Source organism: Streptomyces sp. GESEQ-4 (assembly GCF_017948455.1).
GTDB lineage: Bacteria > Actinomycetota > Actinomycetes > Streptomycetales > Streptomycetaceae > Streptomyces.
Window position 1 is genome coordinate 42,142 of record NZ_JAFFSU010000032.1, and the last position, 26,318, is coordinate 68,459.

Genomic DNA, 26,318 nt, shown 5'->3' on the forward strand with positions numbered 1-26,318 from the left:
ACGCCAGGAGCCCCCGTGAGCCCCAGCCCGTCGTCCCTGTCCAGACGTACCTTCCTCGCGGCCACCGGCGCGGTCGGCGCCGCGGCACTCGCCGCGTGCAGCGATCTGACCCCGGGCGCCTCGTCCGCCGAGAAGAGCAGCTCCGGCCCCGTCTCCACGGCGGTACCGGCCGACAAGATCACGCTGGTGGTCGCCGACGCCGACGACACCAGCATGACCCCGGGCCTCATCGCGGCCTTCCGCGAGAAGCACCCCAACATCACGGTCAAGCGCCAGTACACGGGCTGGGACGACTACCTCAAGAGCATCAACACCACCATGTCGGCCGACAGCGCCCCCGACATCGCGCAGTTCACCTCCGGCATGCAGAACCTCGTCCCCGGACGGCTGCTGCTCAAGGTCGGCGAGTACGGCAAGGCGTACGGCTGGGCCGAGAAGTTCCCCGGCCTGGACCAGATCACCCTCACCCCGGACGGCAAGACCGTCGGCACCGGTGACCTGTACGGCGTCGGCGCGGGCCTGTCCTTCGAAGGCGTCTACTACAACAAGGCCAAGGCGCGGAAGCTGGGCCTGACCGTTCCCCCGGCCACCCTGGAGGACCTGGAAGCCCTGTTCGCCAAGGCTGAAGCGGCCGGTGAGACCGCGCTGGTCGCCGGCAACCTCGACGGCGGTCTCAACCACCCCTTCAACGTGCTGCTCTCGGCCTACCTGACGCCGAAGGACCGCGAGGCGTGGGCTTTCGGCCACCCGAGCGCCACCATCGTGCTGCCGGAGGCCGAGAAGGCGGCCGAGACGCTCCAGCGGTGGGTGGACAAGGGGTACGTCACCCCCAAGGTCAACGGCGTCAGCGACAACGACGCCACCGCCGCGTTCGCCAAGGGCGAGGGCGTCTTCAGGATCAGCGGCAACTGGGCGGCGGCCGCGGTGGCCAAGGGCCTGGGGGAGGGGGCCGGCTACTTCAACATGCCGCCCGTAACCGCGGGCGGGAAGGTCCGCACTACCGGCGCCGGGGTGTACTACTGCGTGTCCGGCAAGTCGAAGAACGCCGCCGCGGCCGCCGCCTTCCTCGACTTCGCCGCCGGTGCCCAGGCCGCAGCGATCACCGCCAAGGCGGGCTTCATGGCTCCCGACGCGGGCGCCATGCCGAGCCAGAGCGGACTGCTGGGCGATGTCCAGACGGGCTGGCAGACCGTCGTCAAGGACGCCGGCCTGCAGCCGTTCATCCAGAACGCCTCCAGCCCGACGATGGGCGACACCCTCACCACCCAGCTGCAGTTGCTCGCCGGAGGCAAGGCCACCCCCGAGAAGTTCCTGGCCGGCCTCCAGACGGACTTCGAGAACTACCACAAATGACCACGGCCGACCGACTGACCGAGCCCGCCCCCGCACCCCGCACCGCGCGTCCGGCGAAGCGGGGAGCGGGCCCCGCCGCGCACCGGCGCCCCCGCACGGTACGGTCCGGCCGCCGCCGGCGCCGGGCCGTGGCGTTGCTGTACCTGCTGCCGGCTCTGCTGCCCTACACGCTCTTCGCCGTGCTGCCGCTGCTGCACACCGCGTACCTCTCCCTGTTCGACTGGGACGGGGTGACCCTGCCGTCCTTCGTCGGCCTCGACAACTACCGCCGTATCGGCACCGACCCGCAACTGCGCGCCGCCGCCTGGCACGCGGGCGCCCTGATCCTGTTCTTCTCCGTCCTGCCGATCTGCGTGGGGCTGGTCTCGGCGGCGATCGTGTCCCGGCGTGCCGGGCGCCGGGGCACCGCGCTTGTGCGCACGGTGCTGTTCCTGCCCCAGGTCATCCCGCTGGTCGCGGTCGGCATCCTCTGGCGGTGGGTGTACGGCGAGGACGGCACCCTCAACCAGGCGCTGCGGGCGGTCGGCCTCGGCGGCCTCACCGACGCCTGGCTGGGCAGTTTCACCTGGGCCCTGCCGGCCGTCGGACTGATCGGGACCTGGGTCGTCTCGGGCCTGTGCATGGTGCTGTTCCTGTCCGGGACCCAGCGCATCGACCAGGAGATCTACGAGGCGGCACGGATGGACGGGGCGGGCCCCATACGCGAGTTCACGGCCATCACCGTCCCGCTGCTGCGGCCGGAGTTCGCCGTCGCGCTGTCCATCACCGTGATCGCCGCCCTGTCCAGCTTCGACCTCATCTACATCACCACCGGAGGAGGCCCGGGCAACAGCACCGTCGTCCCCGGCATCCTCATCTACCGCCTCGCCTTCGGGGGCGGCGCCGTCGGTGTGGCCAGTGCCCTGGCGATCGTGCTGACGGTGGTCATCTCCCTCGCCGTCCTGGTGATCAACCGGCTGTCCAGGGAGGCACCGTGACCACATCAGCGAGAGCGGTCACCGGGCGGCTCGCGGCGCCCCTCGTGCTCGCGCTGTTCATGGCCGCCGTCCTCGTGCCGTTCGCCTCCCTGCTGCTGGCCTCCCTCCAGCCGGCGGGCGCCCCGCTGACCGGCTTCGCCCTGCCCGACGGGCTGCACTTCGAGAACTTCTCCCGCGCCTGGTCCGCGGCGGGCTTCGGCACGCTGCTGCGGTCGAGCGTGGTGATCGCGCTGTGCGTGGTGCCGGCCGCGGTGGTGTGCGCGACCCTGGCCGGGTACGCGCTGGCGACCCTCGAAGTCCCCGGCCGCGGAAGGCTCTACGCGTATCTGCTGCTCGGCCTGTCCATCCCCACCGAGGGCACGATCATCCCGCTCTACTACGACATGCGTGCCCTGGGACTGACCAACACGGTGCCCGGTCTCGCCCTCGCGGAGATCGGCGCGTTCATGCCGTTCGGGGTGTTCTGGATGCGCGCCCACTTCGCGACCATGCCACGCAGCCTGATCGAAGCGGCCAGGCTGGACGGCGCCTCGTCGTGGGTGACCCTCTGGCGGATCCTGCTGCCCAGCTCCCGCCCGGCGGTGACCACGCTGGGCGTCCTGTACTTCGTGTGGAGCTGGAACCAGTTCCTGCTCCCGCTCATTCTCATCCAGGACCCGGCCCGCCGTACGGCCCCCGCCGGACTGGGCTTCTTCACCGGGCAGTACGGCGTCGACGTGCCGCTGCTCGCCGCGGCCACCCTGATCGTGATCGCCCCGGTGGTGCTCGTCTACCTGTTCTTCCAGCGGCACTTCATCAGTGGCGTCCTCAGCGGCGCCCTCAAGGGCTGACTTCACAGGCCGTACAGAAGACACCGGACATACAGGAGGTCGGAGAATTTCATGGCAGAACTCGAAGTCGCGCTGATCGGCGCGGGCGGCATCGCCCGCACGCATCTGCCCGCGTGGGTCGCCCTCGGCGCGCGCGTACGCCTCTACGCCCCCGACGGCCACGCCCCCGCCCTGGCCCGCGAGTTCGGCGCGACGTCCGTGGGCTCCCTGCGTGAGGCGATCGCCGGGGCCAACGTGGTGGATGTGTGCACGCCGACCGACACCCACCGGGAGATCACTCTGGCCGCCGTCGCGGCCGGGGCCCACGTCCTGTGCGAGAAGCCGCTGGCGCTCGGCGCGGCCGAGGCCGCGGAGATGGCCGACGCGGCGGAAGCGGCCGGGGTGCGGCTGTACCCGGGACACGTCGTGCGCTACTTCCCCGCCTACGCCCGCCTGCGCGCCCTCGTCGCCGGGGGCGGCCTGGGCCGGGTGGCGGTCGCCCGGTTCACCCGTACCGGCCGCTATCCCACCTGGAGCGGCTGGTTCGCCGACCCGGCACGGTCCGGCGGGATCCTGACGGACCAGATGCTCCACGACATGGACATGGCCCGCTGGCTCTTCGGAGACGTCGTCCGGGTCCACGCCCGGCAGCAGGGGCATCTCACCGCCCCGGCCCCGGAAGGCGCGGTCGCCACCGGAACCGCCGTCCTCACCCACGCGGGCGGCACCCTCACCCAGGTCGTAGGGGTGTGGGGGCCGCCCGCGACGCCCTTCCGCACCACGTTCCACGTGTCGGGCACCGGCGGTACCGTCCAGCACGACTCCCAGGCCCACCTCGACCTGCGGATCACCGGCGCGGCGTCCGGCGGCCCGGCGGAGGGCATACCTGGCGGGGACTTCGGGGAGTCGCCCTATCTCACCCAGATCCGCGAGTTCGCCGAGGCGTTCGCGGGCGGCCCGGAACCACGGGTGAGCGGCCGGGACGGCGTGGCGGCCGTCCGCATCGCCGAGGCCGCGGCCGAGTCCGCCCGTACCGGACGGACCGTGGAGCTCGTCCCGCAGGCAGCAACCACCGTACCCACAGGGGGAATCGACCAGTGAGAGTCGCCGTACTGTCCTTCGCCCATGTGCACGCCGCGACCTACATCGGGCTGCTGCGCGACCGCGAGGACATCGAGTTGATCACCGCCGACCCCGACGCCCCGCCGGACGACCCCACCCGCGGCCGGGACCTCGCCGAACGACTGGGCGCGGCCTACGTCGACACCTGGGACGAGGTGTTCGCCCTGAGCCCCGACGCCGTGGTGGTCACCAGCGAGAACGCCCGGCACCGGCACCTGGTCGAGCGGGCCGCCGCGACCGGGGCGCACGTGCTGTGCGAGAAGCCCCTCGCGACGACGGAGGCGGACGCCCGGGCCATGATCGACGCCTGCGCACGCGCCGGGGTCGGGCTGATGACCGCCTATCCCGTACGGTTCAGCCCGGCCTTCGTCGCCCTGCGCCGCGCGCTGGCCGACGGCCTGCTCGGCGGGCTGATCAGCGTCCACGGGGCCAACAACGGCTCGAACCCGGCCCGCTCGCGCCCCTGGTTCGCCGACCCGGAACTGGCGGGTGGCGGAGCGCTGGCCGACCACACCGTCCACCTCGCCGACCTCGTGGACGCACTGCTGGACGGCGAGCAGGCCGCGGAGGTGTACGCCCAGGCCAACGGCATCCTGGACGACGGCGGTCCCGCACCGGACGTCGAGACCGCGGGCCTGGTCACCATCCGCTACCCGGGCGGGGTGGTCGCCGCCGTGGACGCCAGCTGGAGCCATCCGCCCGACCACCCGACCTGGGGCGGGCTCGCCATGACCTGCGTCGGAGAGAAGGCGATCGTGGAGTTCGACGCCTTCCCCCCGCTGCTCGGCGGCTTCGACTCCGCCACCGGCCGCGACCGCTGGGAGGCGGGCGGGGCCGATCTGGACGCCGCGATGCTCGACGAGTTCCTCGACGCCGTACGCACCGGACGGCGCCCGTCCCCCGACGGCGAGTCGGGCCTGCGCACCCTCCGGATCGTGCTGGCCGCCTACGAGTCCCTGCGTACCGGACAGCCCGTGGAACTGTCGGATGCCGTCGTCGGGACGACAGCCGACTGACGACCGCTAGGCAGGCCGTAGCCACACGGTGGCCAGCGGTGGCAGGGTCACGCGGATGCTAGCCGCGCGGCCGTGCCACCCCTGTGGCTCCGGTTTGATCGGGTCGGGGTGGGTGACGTCGCTGCCGCCGTACTTCGCCGCGTCCGTGTTGAGGGTTTCGTGCCAGGCGGGGATGGTGTCGGGGACGCCGAGGCGGTAGTCGTGGCGGACCACCGGGGAGAAGTTGGAGACCGAGAGGAGCGGGACGCCCTCCGTGTCGTACCTCAGGAACGCGAAGACGTTGTCCTCGGCGGCGTCACCGACCACCCACTCGAAGCCGGACGGTGCGGTGTCGAGCTGCCAGAGGGGCGGGGTGGCGCGGTAGACGGTGTTGAGGTCGCGGACCAGGTCCCGGACGCCGCGGTGGTCGGCCTCCGCGCCGTACGCCGGGTCCAGCAGCCACCAGTCGGGGCCGTGGGCCTCGGACCACTCGGCGCCCTGGGCGAACTCCTGGCCCATGAAGAGGAGTTGCTTGCCGGGGTGGGCCCACATGAAGCCCAGGTACGCACGGTGGTTGGCGCGCTGCTGCCACCAGTCGCCGGGCATTTTCGACACGAGGGATCGTTTGCCGTGGACGACCTCGTCGTGGGAGATCGGCAGGACGTAGTTCTCGCTGTACGCGTAGACCATCGAGAAGGTCATCTCGTGGTGGTGGTGCTTGCGATGGACCGGCTCGTGGGCCATGTAGTCCAGCGAGTCGTGCATCCAGCCCATGTTCCACTTCAGACCGAAGCCGAGGCCCCCGAAGCCGCCCGGGCCCATGTGGTGCGTGGCGCGGGTGACGCCGTCCCAGGCCGTCGACTCCTCCGCGATCGTCACCACGCCCGGCACCCGCCGGTAGACCGTGGCGTTCATCTCCTGGAGGAAGGCGACCGCGTCCAGGTTCTCCCGGCCGCCGTGCTCGTTCGGCAGCCACTGGCCCGGCTCGCGCGAGTAGTCGAGGTAGAGCATGGAGGCGACGGCGTCCACCCGCAGCCCGTCGATGTGGAACTCCTCGCACCAGTAGACGGCGTTGGCGACCAGGAAGTTGCGCACCTCGCGCCGGCCGTAGTCGAACTCGAGGGTGCCCCAGTCGGGGTGGGCGGACCGCAGCGGGTCCTCGTGCTCGTACAGCGTGCGGCCGTCGAACTCGGCCAGCGCCCAGTCGTCACGCGGGAAGTGTGCCGGGACCCAGTCCATCAGGACGCCGATGCCGGCCTGGTGCAGGGCGTCCACCAGGTACTTGAAGTCGTCGGGGGTGCCGAGGCGGGCGGTCGGTGCGTAGAAGCCGGTGACCTGGTAGCCCCAGGAGCCGCCGAAGGGGTGCTCGGCGACCGGCATCAGCTCGACGTGGGTGAAGCCGAGGTCCTTGACGTACGCCGGTAGCTGCTCGGCGAGTTGACGGTACGTCAGGCCGGGGCGCCAGGACGGGAGATGGATCTCGTAGACGGAGAAGGGCGCCTCGTGTGCGGGCACCTGGGCGCGCCTCGCCAGCCACTCCTCGTCGCCCCACTCGTGGTGCGAGGCGTCCACGATGGAGGACGTGTTCGGCGGGGTCTCCGTGCGGCGGGCCATCGGGTCGGCGCGCAGGGTCCTGGAACCGTCGGGGCGGGTGATCTCGAACTTGTACAGCTCACCCTCTCCTATGCCGGGCACGAACAGCTCCCAGATCCCGGACGAGCCGAGCGAGCGCATCGGGTACCCGGTGCCGTCCCAGAAGTTGAAGGTGCCGGCCAGACTGACGGCGCGCGCGTTCGGCGCCCAGACCGTGAAGCGGGTCCCGGCCACGCCCTGGTGCGTCATCGGCTGCGCGCCGAGCGCCGTCCACAGCTGCTCGTGCCGGCCCTCGCCGATCAGATGCAGATCGAGATCGCCCAGCGCGGGCAGGAAGCGGTACGCGTCCTCGGTGTCCTGGACCGTCCCCTCGTACGCCACCAGCAGGCGGTACGCCGGCACCTCCCGCAGCGGCAGCAGCCCCGAGAAGAACCCGTCCCCGTCGTCGTGCAGCTCCGCCCGCAGCTCACCGGCGACGACCGTCACGGACAGCGCATACGGCCTGAAGGCGCGGAACGCGACACCGCCGGGGACCGGGTGGGCGCCGAGCACGGAGTGCGGGGAGTGGTGCGTGCCGCTCAGCAGACGCTCGCGGTCACCGGCGTCGAGGGCGGGCGAGACGGGTGCCTCCGGCGGGGGAGCGGAGTTCGGCGCGGGTTCCTTCCCGGCGGTGACCTTCGTCGGTGAGGCCTTCCGGACGGCCGCTTTCTGCGCCGGAATCTTCTTGGCAGCAGCCTTCTTCGTGGTGGTCCGCTGAGCCGGGGGCTGCTGCGCGGCAGCTTTCTGTGCGAGGGCCTTCTTCGCCGTGGTCTTCTTGGTCGCCGCGGTCTTCTTGGAGTCCGCCTTCTTCGTTGCCGCGGTCTTCTTCCCTGCGGTCTTCTTGACAGCCGCCTTCTGGGCCGTGGCCTTTTTCGCCGCCTTCTTCGCGGGGGAAGCCGCCTTCTCCACCGCCGTCTCCGCGGCCTTCTTCACACGCTTCGCCGCCTTCGTCTCCTGCGCGGCGCTGTTCTTCTCTGCGCTCTTCTTCGAATCGTCGGACGGGGTGCGGGGGGTCACGGGCGGCGCCTCCTCGGCGAAGATCAAGTGAGGTGGATCTGGTGTGTCTGGTCGGGGCGGGTCAGTCGGACGCGGCGAGGCGGCGTACCGCGGACATCGGTACCGGGAGCCAGTCGGGGCGGTGCCGGGCCTCGTAGACGACTTCGTAGATCGCCTTGTCGGTCTCGTAGGCGCGCAGCAGCACCGCGTCGGTGCGCGGATCGCCGCCGGCGGCCTCGGCGTACCCGGCGCAGTAAGCGGCCCGGCACGTCCGTGCCCAGTCCGGTGCGGGCGGGTCGGCCGAGTGGGCGGCGTAGTCGAAGGAGCGGAGCATCCCCGCGATGTCCCGCACGGTCGGCTGCGGCATCCGGCGTTCGGCGAGCGGCTTTGACGGTTCGCCCTCGAAGTCGATCAGCCGCCACTGACCGGCGGGCGAGCGCAGGCACTGGCCGAGATGGAGGTCGCCGTGGATGCGCTGGGCGGTCCAGGTGCGGCCCTCGGCGGCCAAGTGGGCCAGCGCCTCGAAGGCGGAGCGCAGCCCGGGCGCGTACGGACGCAGCGTCGGCACCGCCTGCGCGGCCGCGTCGAGCCGCTCGACCATGCCGTCGACCAGCAGCTCCAGCTGCGCATGGCCGAGTGTCACCGTGGGCAGCGCCCGGGCCAGCGCGGTGTGCACCTCGGCCGTGGCACGCCCCAGCGCCCGGGCCTCGCCGCCGAAGTCCTCGCCCTTCGCCAGCTCGCGCAGCGCCAGCTCCCAGCCGTCCGCCGCGCCCTGTATGAACGGCTGGAGCACGCCCAGCACATACGTCTGGTCGGCGAGGTCCGCCAGCATCCACGCGGTCGGCGCGGGCACCCGGGGGCAGTCCTCGCGAGCCAGCGCCAGCGGGAGCTCCAGGTCGGGATTGACGCCGGGCACGATCCGGCGCAGCAGCTTGAGAATGAACGTATCTCCGTAGACGACCGACGAGTTGGACTGCTCGGCGGTCACCAGCCGGGGGACCAGACCGGAGCGGATCTCCTGGTGCACGTCCCGTTCGAAGCGCAGGGGGCCGACGCGGGCGCGGGTGCGCAGCGCCTCCAGGAGAACGTCGCCCGGCCGGGGGTCGTAGAGGGCGTCGTACACCGTGCGTCCGGCGAGCGGGCCCTCGGTCACATGCCCGATCAGCGCGGGCGCCAGCCGCGGCGGAAGCGCCTCGCGCTCCCCTATCAGCAGCTGGTAGCAGTCTCCGGGGTGGGGCGGGGCGCCCAGCGTGAGCGGCTGGTGGGCGCGCACCAGCAGATGGTGCAGGCCCAGCTTTCCGCCGGCCGGCAGCAGCTCGGTGGCCGCCACCGGCGAGAACCCGGTGACCGGGCGTCCCTTCCCCGCGAACCAGCGCTGTCGCGGCAGCCACTCCCTGAGCAGGGGATCCAGTGACGCAAGGAGACCTGACTCGGTCGTGACGGAACGGGTGACGGCTTCCGACATGGCGTCGCGTCCTTTCCCCGGAGTGGTCGGGGTGTTACTGATGCGTGCCCCGGGCGGGACGGGAGAAACCGCCCCGCCCGGGTTGTTCGGCGGTGGCTACGCGGGGTCCTTGCGCAGCCGGAACCAGTAGAAGCCGTGACCCCCGAGGGTCAGCAGGTACGGCAGGTCACCGACGGCCGGGAAGCGCACGCCGCCGAACAGCTCGACCGGGTGGCGTCCCTTGAACCGGCTCAGGTCCAGCTCGGTGGGCTGGGCGAACCGGGAGAAGTTGTTCACGCACAGGACGAGGTCGTCCTCGTACTCGCGCAGGAACGCGATCACCGCCGGGTTGGAGGACGGCAGCTCGGTGTACGAGCCGAGGCCGAACGCCGGGTTCTGCTTGCGGATCTCGATCATGCGGCGGGTCCAGTGCAGCAGCGAGGAGGGCGACGACATCGACGCCTCGACGTTGGTGACCTGGTAGCCGTAGACGGGGTCCATGATCGTCGGCAGGGACAGCCGGCCCGGGTCGCACGACGAGAAGCCCGCGTTGCGGTCCGGGGTCCACTGCATCGGCGTGCGGACGGCGTCGCGGTCGCCGAGCCAGATGTTGTCGCCCATGCCGATCTCGTCGCCGTAGTACAGGATCGGGCTGCCCGGGAGGGACAGCAGCAGGGCCGTGAACAGCTCGATCTGGTTGCGGTCGTTGTCCAGCAGCGGGGCGAGCCGGCGGCGGATGCCGATGTTGGCGCGCATGCGGGGGTCCTTCGCGTACTCCGCCCACATGTAGTCGCGTTCCTCGTCGGTGACCATCTCCAGGGTCAGCTCGTCGTGGTTGCGCAGGAAGATGCCCCACTGGCAGTTGGCGGGAATCGCCGGGGTCTTCGCGAGGATTTCCGAGACCGGGTAGCGGGATTCCCGGCGTACGGCCATGAAGATCCGCGGCATCACCGGGAAATGGAACGCCATATGGCATTCGTCGCCGCCCGACGCGTAGTCGCCGAAGTAGTCGACGACGTCCTCCGGCCACTGGTTCGCCTCCGCCAGCAGCACCGTGTCCGGGTAGGAGGCGTCGATCTCCTTGCGGACCCGCTTGAGGAAATCATGGGTCGCCGGAAGGTTCTCGCAGTTGGTGCCCTCCTGCTGGTACAGATACGGCACCGCGTCGAGGCGGAAGCCGTCGATACCGAGGTCCAGCCAGAACCGCAGGGCGGAGATCATCTCCTCCTGCACATTGGGGTTCTCGTAGTTCAGGTCCGGCTGGTGGGAGAAGAAGCGGTGCCAGTAGTACTGCTTGCGGACCGGGTCGAAGGTCCAGTTGGAGGCCTCGGTATCGACGAAGATGATCCGGGCGTCCTGGAACTGCTTGTCGTCGTCGGCCCAGACGTAATAGTCGCCGTAGGGACCGTCGGGGTTGGCGCGGGACTCCTGGAACCACGGGTGCTGGTCGCTGGTGTGGTTCATGACGAAGTCGATGATGACGCGCATACCGCGCTGGTGGGCGGCGTCGACGAATTCCACGAAGTCGGCGAGGTCGCCGAATTCCGGCAGGACGGCCGTGTAGTCGGAGACGTCATAGCCGCCGTCCCTGAGCGGTGACTTGAAGAACGGCGGCAGCCACAGGCAGTCCACGCCGAGCCACTGGAGATAGTCCAGCTTGGCGGTGATGCCCTTCAGGTCACCGACGCCGTCGCCGTTGCTGTCCTGGAAGGAGCGGACCAGGACCTCGTAGAAGACGGCTCGTTTGAACCAGTCGGGGTCGCGGTCCCTGGCCGGAGTGTCCTCGAAGGTGTCCGGGACGGGCTCGTTGACGATCATTATGTGGGTGACCCTCCGATCTGCGGGGTGGACGGTCGCAGGACGGTCAGGATGTGCGCGGGCCTCCTGCCCGGCTCGAGACGCACATAGTTGGCCCTGCCCCAGTGATAGGTCTCGCCGGTGAGCTCGTCGCGCACCGGCACGGACTCGTGCCAGTCCAGCCCGAGTTGCGGCATGTCCAACGAGACCGTGGCCTCCTGGGTGTGGTGCGGGTCGAGGTTCGCGACCACCAGAACCGTGTTCGATCCGCTCCGCTTCGAGTACGCGATCACCGAATCCTGGTCGGCGTGGTGGAAATGGATATCGCGCAATTGCCGCAGCGCCGGATTCGCCCGGCGGATGGTGTTGAGCTGGGTGATCAGCGGGGCGATGGTGGTCCCCGCGCGTTCGGCCGCTTCCCAGTCACGGGGCTTGAGCTGGTACTTCTCCGAGTCGAGGTACTCCTCGCTGCCCTCACGCAGCGGCACGTTCTCACACAGCTCGTAGCCGCTGTACACGCCCCAGGTCGGCGACAGGGTGGCCGCCAGTACCGCCCGCACCTCGAACGCCGGCGGCCCGCCGCGCTGCAGATACGCATGCAGAATGTCCGGCGTATTGACGAAGAAGTTCGGCCGCATATACGAGGCCGCCTCACCCGACAGCTCGGTCAGATACTCCGTCAGCTCCTGCTTGCTGTTACGCCAGGTGAAATACGTGTACGACTGCTGGAACCCGATCTGCGCCAGCGTGTGCATCATCGCCGGACGGGTGAACGCCTCCGCCAGGAAGATCACATCCGGGTCGGTCCGCCCGATGTCCGCCAGCACCCGCTGCCAGAACACCACCGGCTTGGTATGCGGATTGTCCACCCGGAAAATCCGCACCCCGTGCGCCATCCACACCCGCAGCACCCGCAGCGTCTCCGCGACCAGCCCGTCCATGTCCGCGTCGAACGCGATCGGATAGATGTCCTGGTACTTCTTCGGCGGATTCTCCGCATACGCGATCGACCCGTCCGGGCGGTGATGGAACCACTGCGGATGCTTGTCCACCCACGGATGATCCGGCGAACACTGCAACGCGAAGTCCAGCGCCACCTCCATGCCGAGAGAGCGCGCTTGGGCCACGAACCAGTCGAAGTCCTCGAACGTCCCCAGCTGCGGATGGATCGCGTCGTGCCCGCCCTCCGGCGACCCGATCGCCCACGGCACCCCCACATCCTCAGCAGACGGGTTGAGGGTGTTGTTGCGGCCCTTGCGGAACGTGGACCCGATCGGATGGATCGGCGGCAGGTACACCACGTCGAAGCCCATCGACGCGATCACCGGCAGCCGCCGCGCGGCCGTCCGGAACGTCCCGTGCGGATGCTTGGGCGTGCCCTCCGACCGCGGGAAGAACTCGTACCACGACCCGAACAGCGCCCGCTCCCGCTCCACCAGCAACGGCAACGGCTCCGACGCCGTCACCAACTCCCGCAGCGGATACCGCCCCAGCACCGCGTCGACCTCGGGCGTCAGGGCCGCGGCCAGCCGGGAGGAGGCCGGACGGGTCTCGTCCCTGAGGGCGTCGACGGCGGCGAGGAGAACCTCGCGCTCGCCGCCGGCCCTGGGCACACCGGTGGCGGCACGTTCGTACAGCTGGGCGCCGTCCTCCAGGACCAGGTCGGTGTCGATCCCGGCGGGGATCTTGATGTGGGCGTGGTGCCGCCAGGTGGTGACGGGATCGCCCCAGGCCTCCACCGTGAACGACCACAGGCCGGTCCGGTCGGCGACGACCTCGGCTCCCCAGCGGTCGGTTCCCGGCGCGAGCTCTCGCATCGGGGTCCACGGTCCGGGTCGGCCGTCCGGATCCTTCAGTACGACATTGGCGGCGACCGCGTCGTGGCCCTCGCGGAACACGGTGGCCGAGACCTCGAACGCCTCACCGGTGACGGCCTTCGCGGGCCGGCGCCCGAGCTGGACGATCGGGCGGACGTCGAGGACGGGTATGCGCCCGACGCCGGGTGTGCCGCCCGCGGAGGGTGGCTCCGGGGCCGGTGCGGCGGCGCCGTCGGGGCGCGCGGCAAGTGATTCTGTGCTGGTTGTCGGGGGTGGTGACGAGTGGTGCGTGGCGGGCATGACCGCTCCTGTCCGCGTCAACGTTGGGTGCGGGCGGATGGGGGTGGGGGAGGTGGTCCTGCGGACGTCTTCCAGGGTGCTGCTGTGGCATGACAGTGGTGTGACTGTGACGTGTACCGCAGGAGCCTTCCCACCCTATTCGGGTGGGCAATCCGGCACTTTGGTAACTACTCACGCGTATGTCTACACACAAGTCCGGCCCCGTTCGAGAGGAACGGAGCCGGTCCTGGGAATCTGAACGCAACTTGTCGCAATCAGCGCGGTACTTGCAGGAGCCTGTTCGGCGAACCGAGTCCCCGCCCGGAGACCTTGCCGGACACCGCCCCGGAAACCATCGCCTTGGCGACCTGTGAAGGCGGCGCCTTCCGGTGGTCCGCGAGATACAGCGCGGCCACGCCCGCGGCGTGCGGCGCCGCCATCGACGTACCGGAGTAGGTCACCCGGCCGGTGTTGCTCGCTATGGACGCCGAGGTGATCGACACGCCCGGGGCGAACAGGTCGAGGGCGGAGCCGAAGTTGGAGAAGCCCGCCCGCGCGTCCTTCTTGTCGCTCGCGCCGACCGTGATCGCCTCCTGTACGCCCGCGGGGGAGTAGAGGGAGGCCGGCAGCCCGTCGTTGCCGGCCGCGACGGTGTACGTCACGCCGGACCTGATGGAGTTGCGTACGGCCGCGTCGAGCTGGGCGTTGTAGGCGCCGCCCAGGCTGAGGTTGGCGACCGCGGGCTTCCTCGCGTGCTTCGTCACCCAGTCGATGCCCGCGATGACCTGGGCCGTCGTGCCCGCGCCCGAGTTGTCGAGGACGCGTACGGCGACGACCCTGGCCTTCTTGGCGACGCCGTAGGTCTTGCCCGCGGCGATGCCGGCGACATGCGTGCCGTGTCCGTTGCCGTCACCTGCGGACTTGTCCTTGCCGACGAAGTCCCAGCCGTAGCTCGCCCGTCCGCCGAAGTCCTTGTGGCCGATCCGGATGCCGGTGTCGATGACGTACACGGTCACACCGCTGCCCGCGGACTTGGGCGAGGTGTACGACTTGTTCAGCGGCAGGTTCTTCTGGTCGATGCGGTCGAGCCCCCAGGACGGCGGGTTCCGCTGCGTGTGGTCCAGGGTCACCCGGGTGTCCTGGACGACCGAGGCGACGCGGGAGTCCGCCGCGAGCCGCCTCGCCTGTCTCTCGTCGGCCCGTACGGCATAGCCGTTGAGCACAGTGCCGTAGGTGTGGCTTATTTTCGCCCCGTACTTTTCGGCGAGGCTCTTTCCGGCCGCCGACGGAGCCGTGGTTCCCCCCTTGAGCGTGACCAGATAACTTCCGCCCACGGAGCCGGGTGCACCGGCGCCGAGTATGTGCCCCTCGGGTGCGGCGTGCGCGGGCAGGGTCGTGGCCGAGATCGCCGCGGCACAGGTCACCGCGGTCAGGCCCCCCACCCAGCGCAGACGCCGAGTTCGCGTCCGTGTCATGTTCGGGTCCCCCTCCTCAACTCCACTGGGCAGCCTCTCGTGCGGTGTGAAGCGCCACAAGATGGCCTGGGGTGGGGGAATCGGCCATATCGGTCATGGGGTATCCGTGTCGTTTGCGCAGAGTGGTCCTGCCCCGCTGTGGGAGCAACACCGGTACCGTCGTCGGGGACGCTGACGCACACCGCCGTGCGTCATCCAGCGAAGCGTTGAGGTGGAATGTGAAGGCGATCCGTCGATTCACCGTCCGACCCGTTCTCCCCGAATCCCTCCAGCCGCTCAGCGATCTCGCGCGGAATCTCCGCTGGTCCTGGCATACGGAGACGCGCGACCTCTTCCAGTCCGTCGACCCGGAGCGCTGGGCCGCCTCCGACGGCGACCCGGTACGTCTCCTCGGCAGCGTGCCGACCGACCGGCTCGCCGAACTCGCCGAGGACCGCCCCTTTCTGCGCCGCCTCACCGCGGTCGCCGACGACCTGAACGACTATGTGACCGGCGACCGCTGGTACCAGACCCAGTCCGCCGAACTGCCCACCGCCGTCGCCTACTTCTCCCCGGAGTTCGGCATCACGGCCGCCCTGCCCCAGTACTCCGGCGGTCTCGGCATCCTCGCCGGCGACCATCTCAAGGCGGCCAGCGACCTGGGCGTCCCGCTGATCGGCGTGGGCCTCCTCTACCGCCACGGCTACTTCCGCCAGACCCTCTCCCGGGACGGCTGGCAGCAGGAGCACTACCCCGTCCTCGACCCCAACGAGCTGCCGGTCGCCCTCCTCAAGGAACCCGACGGCACCCCCGCCCAGGTCTCGATCGCCCTGCCCGGCGGCCGCTCGCTGCACGCCCGCGTCTGGCTGGCCCAGGTGGGCCGGGTCCCCCTGCTGATGCTCGACTCGGACGTCGAGGACAACGACTACGGCGAACGCGGCGTGACCGACCGGCTCTACGGCGGCGGCAGCGAGCACCGGCTGCTCCAGGAGATGCTGCTGGGCATAGGAGGTGTGCGGGCGGTACGGACGTACTGCCGCCTCACCGGCCACCCCGCACCCGAGGTCTTCCACACCAACGAGGGCCACGCGGGCTTCCTCGGCCTGGAGCGCATCGCCGAACTCGTCGACGGCGGGCTGGACTTCGACGCGGCCCTGGAGGCGGTCCGCGCGGGCACCGTCTTCACGACCCACACCCCCGTCCCGGCCGGCATCGACCGCTTCGACCGCGAACTGGTCGCCACCCACTTCGGTCCCGGTGCCGAACTCCCGCGCATCGACGTCGAACACATCCTCCACCTCGGCATGGAGACCTACCCGGGCGGCGAACCGAACCTCTTCAACATGGCTGTGATGGGCCTGCGCCTCGGCCAGCGCGCCAACGGCGTCTCCCTGCTGCACGGCCATGTCAGCCGGGAGATGTTCTCCGGGCTGTGGCCGGGATTCGACCCCGACGAGGTGCCGATCACCTCGGTGACGAACGGCGTGCACGCCCCGACCTGGGTGGCCCCCGAGGTCTTGAGGCTGGGCGCCCGGCAGATCGGCGCCCAGCGCACCGAGGACGCGCTGACCGTCGGCGGCTCGGAACGCTGGGACGCGGTGGCCGAGATCCCGGACCAGGACATCTTCGAGCTGCGACGGGTCCTGCGGGAGCAGCTGGTCGTGGAGGTACGGCAGCGGCTGCGGGCCTCCTGGCGGCAGCGCGGGGCCGGGAGCGCCGAGCTGGGCTGGATCGACGGTGTGCTGGATCCGGACGTGCTGACGATCGGGTTCGCGCGGCGCGTCCCGTCGTACAAGCGGCTGACGCTGATGCTGCGCGACCGCGACCGGCTGATGGACCTGCTGCTGCACCCCGAGCGGCCCATCCAGATCGTGGTCGCCGGAAAGGCGCATCCGGCGGACGACGGCGGAAAGCGGCTGGTGCAGGAGCTGGTGCGGTTCGCGGACGACCCGCGGGTGCGCCACCGCATCGTCTTCCTGCCCGACTACGGCATGGCGATGGCGCAGAAGCTCTACCCCGGCTGCGACATCTGGCTGAACAACCCGCTGAGGCCGCTGGAGGCCTGCGGCACCAGCGGCATGAAGGCGGCGCTCAACGGCTGCCTCAACCTGTCCGTGCTGGACGGCTGGTGGGACGAGTGGTTCCAGCCGGACTTCGGCTGGGCGATCCCCACGGCGGACGGCACGAGCACGGACCCGGACCGGCGCGACGACATAGAGGCCGCGGCGCTGTACGACCTGCTGGAACAGCGGGTGACCCCGCGCTTCTACGAACGCGGACAGGGCGGGCTGCCCGACCGCTGGATCGAGATGGTCCGCCAGACCCTCACCCTGCTCGGGCCGAAGGTGCTGGCCGGGCGCATGGTGCGGGAGTACGTCGAGCGGCTCTACACGCCCGCCGCACACGCGCACCGCGCGATGACGCCGGACTCCGCCCGTGAACTCGCCGTCTGGAAGCGGCGGGTGCGGTCGGCCTGGCACGCGGTGACCGTCGACCACGTGGAGACGTCCGCCGCCTCGGCCACCGCCGAACTCGGCACGACCCTCGCTCTGCGGGTCCGGGTCGGCCTCGGCGACCTCGCGCCCGACGACGTGGAGGTGCAGGCGGTGTCGGGCCGCGTCGACCCGGAGGACCGGATCACCGACGCGGCGACGGTGCCGCTGAAGCCGGTCGGCGGGCCGGATCTGGATGGGCGGTGGGTGTACGAGGGTCCGCTCTCCCTCGACCGGACCGGGCCGTACGGCTACACGGTGCGGATTCTGCCCGCGCACCGGTTGCTGGCGTCGAGCGCGGAGCTGGGACTGCTGGCGGTGCCTTCGGAGGACGTCGTGGAGGGGGCGGGGCTGCTGATGAGGTGAGCCTCAGAACTCCTCGTGCGGTGCGCACAGTCTGCGCAGGGTCGCGCCGAGACGGCGGGCGTACGCATGCTGCAGTCCCCGCGTCGCCGGACCGCCCGCCCGTGCGTACCACTTCGCGCCCCGGCTGAAGGCGGACACCGTCAGCCAGACGGTGCCGTCGCCGGTGCGTTCGACGAGGAAGGCCTCCTCGCCGCACTCGGGGTGGCCGGTGAGGGTGCCGTACGCCCAGCCGGCCCTGCGGTGTTCCTCCACCGTCCACACCACGCGGCAGGGGGCCCTGATCAGCCCGGCGAGGGTGACGGTGACGTCCACGCCGGGTTCCGCGCGCTCCGCGCTCGCCTCGATGCCGACGCCCATGGCGCGGTGCATCTCCCAGGTCAGGACCGCCTCGGACGCGCGGCGGAAGACCGGCTCGCCCTCGCCGATGCGGGTGCGGACGTTCATGGGGTGGAAGCCGGGCGGGCAGAAGCCGCGCTCACGGGTCGCGCCGACGTCGTCGTACGTGAAGGACATGGGAGCCAAGCCTAGGGCGGCACCCGGGAATGCCTTCGTTCCGGGTGCCGCCTGTCAACTTCGTGTCACTCAGCCGACATTGACCGCGCTCCAGGCGGCGGCCACCGTCTTGTACTCGGTGCTGTCGGATCCGTACAGGTCGGACGCCGCGCTCAGGGTCGCCGTGCGGGCGCCCGCGTACTTGGTCGTCGAGGTCATGTACTCGGTCAGCGCCTTGTACCAGATCTGGACGGCCTTGTCCCGGCCGATGCCGGTGACCGTGGAGCCGTTGGAGGTCGGGGAGTCGTAGCTGACCCCGTTGATGGTCTTGGTGCCGCTGCCCTCGCTCAGCAGGTAGAAGAAGTGGTTCGCGGGGCCCGAGGAGTAGTGGACGTCCAGGCCGCCCAGCGAGGAGGACCAGTTGTCGGCCGAGTTGCCGTCCTTGCTCGGCTTGTCCATGTGGCGCAGCGGGGAGCCGTCGCCGTTGATGTCGATCTTCTCGCCGATGAGGTAGTCGCCGACGTCGGTGGAGTTCTTGGCGTAGAACTCCACCGCCGTGCCGAAGATGTCGGACGTGGCCTCGTTCAGGCCACCCGACTCGCCGCTGTAGTTCAGGCCCGCCGTGTTCGAGGTGACGCCGTGGGTCATCTCGTGCCCGGCCACGTCCAGCGAGGTGAGCGGCTTGACGTTGCCCTCGCCGTCGCCGTACGTCATGCAGAAGCAGCTGTCGTCCCAGAAGGCGTTGACGTACGCGTTGCCGTAGTGGACGCGGGAGAAGGCGGCCTTGCCGTCGTTCTTGATGCCGCTGCGGCCGAAGGTGGTCTTGTAGAAGTCCCAGGTCTCCTGTGCGCCGTAGGCGGCGTCGACGGCGGCCGTCTGGTCGCCGGCCGCACTGCCGAACGTGCCGGTGCCCCAGGTGTCGTCGGCGTCGGTGAACAGCGTGCCCGTGCCGGAGGTGCCACGGGCCAGGTTGTACGTCTTGTGGCTGCCGCGCGAGGTGTCGTTCATCTGGTACGTCGCACCCGACAGGACCGTGCCGAGGGTGACCGTGCCCGAGTAGCCGCTCTTGCCGGTGCCGGTCTCGATGCCCTGGTACTCGTACAGCTTCTTGCCGGTGGCCGCGTCGGTGATGACGTGCAGCTCGTTCGGGGTGCCGTCCTCCTGTAGGCCGCCGACGACCGTCTCGTAGGCGAGGGTCGGCTTGCCGTCCGCCGCCCAGACGACCTTGCGGGGCGCGTTCTTCGCCTCCGACTTGGTGGAGCCCGCGGCCTTGGCGAGCTTCACGGCCTGCTTCTCGGCGGCCGTCCTGGTGACCTCGGGGGACAGGTCGGCGACCTTGATGGCCGCCTTCGTCGCCTTGGTGACGCCCTTGGTCTTACCGGACGCGGCCTCGTGGACGACCAGGTCGCCGCCGAGGACGGGCAGGCCGGCGTAGGTGCGCTCGTAGCGCGTGTGGACGGTGCCGTCGGCGTCCTTGATGACGTCTCTGACGACCAGCTTCTCCTTGGCGCCGAGGCCTATCTCGTCGGCCGTCTCCGTGGTGGCCGCGTCCGCCTGCTTGATGAGGGCGGTGCGGGCGGCCGGGGTGAGGGCCATCGGGACGGCGGCGACCTTGTCCGTGCCGGACGGCTCGGGCTCGGCGGAGGCACCGGTGGTCAGACCGGTGGTGAGGAGGGCTCCGGCCGCGACCGCGGTGGCGATGGCCAGAGTGGTGCGCTTGTGACGCGCGTAGTGGGGGGTCTGGCGGGGCACACAAGCTCCTTATGTGGGGGGTTGCTTGAGAAGTTGTGCGGCGGGTGGGGGAAGAGTGACATCAGAGGCGCGTACATGTCAGGACCCTTAAGTGATGTTGGCCGAAAGTCGCCTGTCCGGTAAACGTTTCGGGAACATGAACGCGGGTGCCGCCCCGGGGAGTTGAACCACCGGGACGGCACCCTGACTGCGAGCCTGCGCTGTGCGGCTTTATGGCTTCATGGCTTTACGGGAACGTCAGCTTCCAGCTGTTGATGGTGCCCGTGTCCCTGGCCGCGTTGTCCTGGACCCGCAACTGCCAGGTCCCGTTGGCGACTTCGGAGGAGGCGTTCACGGTGTACGTGGTGCTGAGGTCGTCCGAGCTCCCGCCGGCGCCGTACGCCTTCAGCGTGTACGCCGTGCCGTCGGGGGCGACCAACTGCACCTGAAGGTCACCGATGTAGGTGTGCGTGATGTCCACCGCGACCGCGAGGTTCGACGGGGCGTTGCCCGTCCGCCCGGACACGGTGATCGACGACGTCACCGCGGCCCCGTTGTCCGGAATCGCTACGTCCGCCTCGTTCTCGAAGGACGTACCGCCGCCCCCGCCGCCACCGCCGGAGCGCGCGCCGACCGCGACGCCGGCCCAGGCGTCCTGCACCGCCTTGTACTCGGCGCTCGTGGTGCCGTACAGCTCACCGGTCGCGGCGAGGGTGCCGGTGCGGGCGCCCGAGTAGTTGGTCGTGGACGTGAACTTGGTGGTCAGCGCCCGGAACCAGACCTTCTCCGCCTTGTCGCGGCCGATGCCGGTGACCGGGAGGCCGTCCGCGGTGGGCGAGTCGTAGGTGACACCGTTGATGGTCTTGGTGCCGCTGCCCTCGCTCAGCAGGTAGAAGAAGTGGTTCGCGGGACCCGACGAGTAGTGCACGTCGATCGAGCCGATCCCCGAGTACCAGCTGTCCTTGGAGTCGCCGTCCTTGCTGGGCTTGTCCATGTAACGCAGCGGCGTGCCGTCGCCGTTGATGTTGATCTCCTCGCCGATGAGGTAGTCACCGACGTCGGAGGCGTTGTTCGCGTAGAACTCGACGGTCGAGCCGAAGATGTCGGAGGTCGCCTCGTTGAGGCCGCCGGACTCGCCCGAGTAGTTGAGGCCCGCGGTGTTGGAGGTGAGCCCGTGGGTCATCTCGTGCGCGGCCACGTCGATCGAGGTCAGCGGGTTGGCGTTGCCGGAGCCGTCGCCGTACGTCATGCAGAAGCAGCTGTCCGACCAGAAGGCGTTGACGTAGTTGTTGCCGTAGTGGACCCGGGAGTACGCGCCCACGCCGTCACCGCGGATACCGGAACGCCCGTGCACGTTCTTGTAGTAGTCCCAGGTCAGCGCGGCACCGTAGTGCGCGTCGGCGCCCGCGGACTCCAGGTTGGACGGGGTGCCGTTGCCCCAGATGTCGTCGGCGCCGGAGAAGAGGGTGCCGGTGCCGGAGGTGCCGCGGTTGAGGTTGTACGTCTTGTGGCTGCCGCGCGCGCCGTCGGTGAGGTTGTACGTCGAACCGGACTGCGTGGTGGTCAGGTCGACCGTGCCGGAGTACACCGTGTTGCCGGTGCCGGTCTCGATCGCCTCCCACTCGTACAGCTGCTCGCCGGTCCGCGCGTCCGTGATGACGTGCAGTTCCTGCGGGGTGCCGTCGTGCTGGAAGCCGCCGACGACCGTCTCGTACGCCACGGTCGGCCTGCCGCTCGCGGCCCAGATCACCTTGCGGGGCGCCCGGTTGACCTCGGGACTCTTGGCGTCCTCGGCCTTCGCGGCGGCCAGCGCCTGCTGCTCGGCCTTGGCGGCGGGGACGGCGGTGGTCGTGGTGGCGGGCTTGATGGCGGCGCGGGTGGCCTTGACGACGGCGTCGGTCGCGCCGGACTTCGTGGTCTCGACGACGAGGTCGCCGCCGAGGACGGGGAGGCCGTCGTACGTCCGCTCATAGCGGGTGTGGACCGTGCCGTTGCCGTCCTTGAGGACATCGCGGACGACCAGCTTCTCCTTGGCACCGAGGCCCAGGTCCTTTGCGGCCTCCGCCTTGCCCGCATCGGCCTCGCGGATCAACTGCGCCCGCTGGGCGGGGGTGAGCTTGACGGACTCTGCGCCCGGTATGACCTTGCCCGCAGCCGACGGTGCCTTCTCCGGGGCGGCGGTCGCGGCGCCCGACTGGACGGCCGCGGCGATCAGGGCGGCGGCGCCGACGAACACGACGGCGGCCGTTCGGGGAGTGGGTCTGTGGGGGGTGCGTCTGTCTGAGGAATTGCGTCTCAACACGGACTCCTTCTGGCAGGGGTGGGGGCAGTGCGCGGAACCACGTGCGGGAGCCGGTCGCCACAGATGTGAGGTTGCTGTGACGTGGTGCTGGGAAGAGTGGCAGGTGAACGGCGGTCGTGTCAGGGGCGCGTCAAGATATTGACCGGAAACCATCCGTTGTCCGGGAATGGTTGTTCGTTATTCGGACGCGGGGCGAGGGGGTATGACGACTGCCGGCGTTATGTCACATCGCGGTCCCCGTGCCACGTCCTCCACAGCCGCGCATACGCCCCGTCCGCCGCCACCAGCTCCTCGTGCGTGCCGGGTTCGGTGAGTCGGCCGTCCTCCATCACGGCCACTCGGTCGGCGTCGTGGGCGGTCGTCGGATCGAGCAACGCCGTGGCCTCGTAGTCGGGCCACCCCGGATCCTCGTACGCGTCGATCACATGGCTCCCGAAGACCTCAGCCGGTGGACGTCATGCCAGGCTGTCCCGCCAGGCCTGGTGGAGATCCGCGAACCGGCCCGTCCCCGCGATGAGTTCGCCGGGGCTGCCGTCCTCGACGATCCGGCCGTGCTCCATCACCAGCACGCGGTCGGCGATCTCGACGGTGGACAGGCGGTGGGCGATGACGACCGCGGTGCGGCCGTGCAGGACCGTCGACATGGCGCGCTGCACGGCCCGTTCGCCCGGTACGTCAAGGGAGCTGGTCGCCTCGTCGAGGATCAGTACGGCCGGGTCGGCGAGCAACGCGCGGGCGAAGGCGACCAGTTGGCGCTGTCCGGCGGAGATACGGCCGCCGCGTTTGCGTACGTCGGTGTCGTAGCCGTCGGGCAGCGCGGCGATGAACTCGTGCGCGCCGATCGCCTTCGCGGCCCGCTCGATCTCCTCGCGGCTGGCGTCGGGGCGGCCGATCGCGATGTTCTCGGCGACCGTGCCGGAGAACAGGAACGCCTCCTGCGTCACCATGACCACCCCGCGCCGCAGTTCGGGCACGTCGAGGTCGCGCAGATCGACGCCGTCGAGCAGGACCCGCCCGGCGGAGGGGTCGTAGAACCGGGCGAGCAGCTTCGCCAGCGTCGACTTGCCCGCGCCGGTCGAGCCGACGACGGCGACCGTCTGCCCGGCGGGGAGGGTGAGGTCGAAGCGGGGGAGGACCTCGCCGCCGGTGCGGTAGCCGAAGCTGACCGCGTCGAAGACGACCTCGCGGCCGGGGTGCTCGGTCTCGAGTGCCGGAAGCTGCCGGGGAGTCGACGGCTCGGGCACGGACGGCGTCTGGGCGAGCAGCCCGGCGATCTTCTCCAGCGAGGCGGCGGCCGACTGGTAGGAGTTGAGGAACATGCCGAGCCGGTCGATCGGGTCGTACAGCCGCCGCAGATAGAGCACGGCCGCGGCGAGCACACCGAGGGCCAGGGTGCCGCCCGCCACCCGGTAGGCACCCCACAGCACGATGCCGGCGACCGCGGTGTTCGCGACCAGCCGGGATCCGACGACATAGCGGGCCATCTCCAGCAGCGCGTCGCCGTTGGTGCGTTCGTGCCGCGCGTTCAGGACGCCGAAGTCACGGTCGTTGACGGCCTCGCGGCGGAAGGCGCGCACCGGGCGGATGCCGTTCATCGTCTCGACGAACTTCACGATGACGGCGGCGATGGCGGTGGACCGGAGCCGGTACGCGCGTCCCGCGCGCCGCTGATAGACGCGTACGAGCAGATACAGCGGCACGAACGACGCCACGGCGACCCCGCCGAGGCCCAGATCCAGCCAGAGCAGCATCACCGAGATGTAGCCGAAGGACAGCACGACGGTCACCAGTTCCTGCAGCCCCTCGTTGAGGAGCTCGCGCAGCGACTCGACGTCCGTCGTGGAGCGGGAGATGAGCCGGCCCGAGGTGTACCGCTCGTGGAAGTCGATGCTCAGCGCCTGCGCATGCCGGAAGATACGGCCGCGCAGGTCGAGCAGCACGTCCTGGTTGACGCGGGCGGCGGCGATGATGAACCAGTACTGCAGCCCGCCGGACGCCAGCGAGCACAGCAGATAGCCGGCGCCCACGGCGATGAGCGGCCCGTAGTCGTCGGCGCGGATCGCCGGTACGGCCGTGTCGATGGCGTACGCCACCAGCAGCGGGCCCGCCTGCACCGCCGCCTGCTGGAGCAGCAGCAGGAACGAGGTGAGGGCGACCCTGGCCTTCATCGGGGCGAGCAGGGAACGCAGCAGCGCGGCCGTCGCGCCCGGGGGAGTGGGCAGGACATCGCGGTCGAAGGGGTCGCCGGGGCCCGGCTTCCGAGGGAGGTCCTGCTGGTCGTCGTCGGTCGTGGGCGCGGAGGTCGAGGGCGCGGTCACCGGTGGTCCTCCTCGTTCCCGAACGTTTCCCCGGACGTTTGCCCGGACCCTTCTCCGGACGATTCCCCTGACATCAGATGGGCGTACTCCGCGTTCGTCCGCAGCAGTTCGTAGTGCGTGCCCACGGCGGTGATACGGCCGCCGGAGAGCAGGGCGACCCGGTCGGCCAGCAGCACGGTGGACGGGCGGTGCGCCACGATGAGCGCCGTCGTGTCGGCGAGCACCTCCCGCAGGGCGGCCTCGACGGCGGCCTCCGTATGCACGTCCAGCGCCGACAACGGGTCGTCCAGGACGAGGAACCTGGGGCTGCCGACGACGGCCCGCGCGAGCGCGAGGCGCTGCCGTTGTCCTCCGGAGAGGCTGAGGCCCTGCTCGCCGACCTGGGTCTCCGTGCCCTGCGGGAGGGCGTGCGCGAACTCGGCCTGCGCGACGGAGAGCGCGCGGTGCAACTCCTCGGCGCCGGCCTCGTCATCGGCGCCCATCAGGACGTTGTCCCCGACGCTCGCGGAGAAGAGAGTGGGCTCCTCGAAGGCGACGGCGACGAGGGCGCGCAGCGAATCACGGGGTATCTCGGTGATGTCGGTGCCGTCGAGGGTGATGCGGCCGGAGGTGATCTCGTGGAGGCGGGGGACCAGGGCGGTGAGGGTTGTTTTTCCGCTTCCGGTGGCGCCGACCAGGGCCATGGACTCGCCGGGGCGTATGTGGAGGTTTATGCGGTCGAGGGTGGGTGGGGAGTCGGTGGGGGCGTCCGGGTAGCGGAAGGTGACGGCGTGGAAGTGGATGCCTGCGCTTTTGGCTGCGGGTTTGTGGGGGCTTGTCGCGCAGTTCCCCGCGCCCCTATGGGGCGCTTGTGCCTCCGGGGATTCGTCCATCACCTCGAAGTATCGTTCCGTCGCCGTTGCCGCCTCCTGGCTCATCGCCAGCAGGAAGCCGATCGACTCCACCGGCCACCGGATCGCTAGGGCCGTTGACAGGAACGCCACCAGCGTTCCCGCGGACAACGCACCGTCAGCCACCTGTACGGCCCCCAGCACGAGCGCCGCTCCGATCGCCACCTCCGGGAGCGTCACGATGATGGCCCAGATGGTCGCCAGCAGGCGGGCCTTGCGCAGCTCGGTTCCGCGGAGGGTGCGGGAGAGTTCGCGGAATGCTCGGGCCTGGCTGCGATGGCGCCCGAAGCCCTTGATGATGCGGATGCCGAGGACGCTCTCCTCGACGACGGTCGTCAGGTCGCCGACCTGATCCTGTGCCCGCCGCGCGACCTCGGCGTAGCGTCGCTCGAAGATCACGCAGGTGATCAGTACGGGTATGGCGGGACCGAGGATGACCAGTCCCAGGGTCCAGTCCTGGACCAGCATGATGGCCACGCCGACCAGGATCGTCACCCCGTTGACCAGTAGGAAGGTCAGCGGGAAGGCCAGGAACATGCGCAGCAGCATCAGGTCCGTGGTGCCCCGGGAGAGGAGCTGGCCGGACGCCCAGCGGTCGTGGAAGGCGACCGGGAGGCGCTGCAGATGCCGGTAGAGGTCCGCCCGCATCTCCGCCTCGACATGTGACAGCGGCCGTGCCACCAGCCACCGCCGCAGCCCGAACAGCAGCGCCTCCGCGAGCCCGAGCAGCAGGAGATACAGCGCCCCGAGCCAGACGCCCGCCGGATCCCGCTCGGCGACCGGCCCGTCCACCATCCACTTCAGCACGAGCGGAATCACCAGCCCCACGCACGAGGCGAGTACGGCGACGAACGCCGCGGTGAACAGCCGCACCCGGACGGGCCGCACATAGGGCCACAACCGCAACAGCGCTTTGACGGCGGAGCGTTCCTTGGTGGTGGCACGTGTCGTGGACATCAGCTGCGAGCCTACGGACCGGCACTGACAACGCCCACCGAGTTTTGGCCGGACCGGGATCGGCCGCTGGTCCTACGACCTGCGCGTTCGGCACG

At 70.3% G+C, this 26,318-nt stretch carries 17 protein-coding genes; 6 read left to right on the forward strand and 11 right to left on the reverse strand.

Features of this window, described 5'->3' with window-relative positions; genetic code table 11:
• Positions 1 to 15: 15 nt before the first annotated feature.
• The 5 genes from KCH48_RS37250 to KCH48_RS37270 are packed head-to-tail and all read left to right on the forward strand — an operon-like array spanning position 16 to position 5,277.
• Positions 16 to 1,353 carry an ABC transporter substrate-binding protein gene (locus KCH48_RS37250; RefSeq protein WP_210581700.1) on the forward strand — a complete coding sequence of 446 codons (1,338 nt, stop codon included), beginning with the start codon at positions 16 to 18 and terminating at the stop codon, positions 1,351 to 1,353.
• Complete coding sequence (locus KCH48_RS37255) at positions 1,350 to 2,330, forward strand: carbohydrate ABC transporter permease (RefSeq protein WP_210581702.1); 981 nt, start codon at positions 1,350 to 1,352, stop codon at positions 2,328 to 2,330. Before KCH48_RS37250 ends, KCH48_RS37255 begins: the two co-directional genes overlap by 4 nt.
• Positions 2,327 to 3,160 carry a carbohydrate ABC transporter permease gene (locus tag KCH48_RS37260; RefSeq protein WP_307841055.1) on the forward strand — a complete coding sequence of 278 codons (834 nt, stop codon included), beginning with the start codon at positions 2,327 to 2,329 and terminating at the stop codon, positions 3,158 to 3,160. Before KCH48_RS37255 ends, KCH48_RS37260 begins: the two co-directional genes overlap by 4 nt.
• 51 nt (positions 3,161 to 3,211) lie before the next feature.
• A complete protein-coding gene (locus tag KCH48_RS37265; protein WP_210581704.1) occupies positions 3,212 to 4,240 on the forward strand; it encodes a Gfo/Idh/MocA family protein in 1,029 nt (342 codons plus the stop codon).
• On the forward strand, positions 4,237 to 5,277 hold the full coding sequence (locus KCH48_RS37270; protein WP_210581706.1) for a Gfo/Idh/MocA family protein: 1,041 nt from the start codon (positions 4,237 to 4,239) through the stop codon (positions 5,275 to 5,277). Before KCH48_RS37265 ends, KCH48_RS37270 begins: the two co-directional genes overlap by 4 nt.
• 6 nt (positions 5,278 to 5,283) lie before the next feature.
• On the opposite strand, the gene glgB is transcribed toward KCH48_RS37270, so the two are convergent.
• The 5 genes from glgB to KCH48_RS37295 form a co-directional block, all read right to left on the reverse strand.
• Positions 5,284 to 7,905, reverse strand: a complete 2,622-nt coding sequence (gene glgB / locus KCH48_RS37275; RefSeq protein ID WP_210581708.1) for a 1,4-alpha-glucan branching enzyme — start codon at positions 7,903 to 7,905, stop codon at positions 5,284 to 5,286.
• 61 nt (positions 7,906 to 7,966) lie between these two features.
• Positions 7,967 to 9,349, reverse strand: a complete 1,383-nt coding sequence (locus KCH48_RS37280; protein ID WP_210581710.1) for a maltokinase — start codon at positions 9,347 to 9,349, stop codon at positions 7,967 to 7,969.
• 96 nt (positions 9,350 to 9,445) lie between these two features.
• A complete protein-coding gene (treS, locus tag KCH48_RS37285) occupies positions 9,446 to 11,146 on the reverse strand; it encodes a maltose alpha-D-glucosyltransferase (protein WP_210581712.1) in 1,701 nt (566 codons plus the stop codon).
• On the reverse strand, positions 11,146 to 13,242 hold the full coding sequence (locus tag KCH48_RS37290) for an alpha-1,4-glucan--maltose-1-phosphate maltosyltransferase (protein ID WP_210581714.1): 2,097 nt from the start codon (positions 13,240 to 13,242) through the stop codon (positions 11,146 to 11,148). The genes treS and KCH48_RS37290 overlap by 1 nt, the downstream gene beginning before the upstream one ends.
• Positions 13,243 to 13,496: 254 nt before the next feature.
• Positions 13,497 to 14,696 (reverse strand): S8 family peptidase, encoded by a 1,200-nt coding sequence (locus KCH48_RS37295; RefSeq protein WP_210581715.1) that lies wholly within the window; start codon positions 14,694 to 14,696, stop codon positions 13,497 to 13,499.
• A gap of 218 nt (positions 14,697 to 14,914) precedes the next feature.
• Here KCH48_RS37295 and KCH48_RS37300 point away from each other — a divergent pair, with 218 nt between their 5' ends.
• A complete protein-coding gene (locus KCH48_RS37300; protein WP_210581717.1) occupies positions 14,915 to 17,533 on the forward strand; it encodes a glycosyltransferase family 1 protein in 2,619 nt (872 codons plus the stop codon).
• Positions 17,534 to 17,536: 3 nt separating this feature from the next.
• Here the strand turns inward: KCH48_RS37300 and KCH48_RS37305 are convergent, their stop codons facing one another.
• The 6 genes from KCH48_RS37305 to KCH48_RS37330 all read right to left on the reverse strand — a co-directional run bounded on the left by KCH48_RS37305 (position 17,537) and on the right by KCH48_RS37330 (position 26,223).
• The gene (locus KCH48_RS37305; RefSeq protein ID WP_210581719.1) at positions 17,537 to 18,046 is read right to left on the reverse strand and encodes a DUF1990 family protein; all 510 of its coding nucleotides are present in this window, start codon (positions 18,044 to 18,046) and stop codon (positions 17,537 to 17,539) included.
• 69 nt (positions 18,047 to 18,115) lie between these two features.
• A complete protein-coding gene (locus KCH48_RS37310; RefSeq protein WP_210581721.1) occupies positions 18,116 to 19,777 on the reverse strand; it encodes a M4 family metallopeptidase in 1,662 nt (553 codons plus the stop codon).
• A gap of 226 nt (positions 19,778 to 20,003) precedes the next feature.
• Complete coding sequence (locus KCH48_RS37315) at positions 20,004 to 22,055, reverse strand: M4 family metallopeptidase (protein ID WP_210581723.1); 2,052 nt, start codon at positions 22,053 to 22,055, stop codon at positions 20,004 to 20,006.
• 221 nt (positions 22,056 to 22,276) lie between these two features.
• A complete protein-coding gene (locus KCH48_RS37320) occupies positions 22,277 to 22,483 on the reverse strand; it encodes an ABC transporter ATP-binding protein (RefSeq protein WP_210581725.1) in 207 nt (68 codons plus the stop codon).
• 30 nt (positions 22,484 to 22,513) lie between these two features.
• Entirely contained in the window at positions 22,514 to 24,376 is a 1,863-nt protein-coding gene (locus KCH48_RS37325; RefSeq protein WP_210581727.1) for an ABC transporter ATP-binding protein, read from the reverse strand.
• Positions 24,373 to 26,223 (reverse strand): ABC transporter ATP-binding protein, encoded by a 1,851-nt coding sequence (locus KCH48_RS37330; protein WP_210581729.1) that lies wholly within the window; start codon positions 26,221 to 26,223, stop codon positions 24,373 to 24,375. The genes KCH48_RS37325 and KCH48_RS37330 overlap by 4 nt, the downstream gene beginning before the upstream one ends.
• Positions 26,224 to 26,318 lie beyond the last annotated feature (95 nt).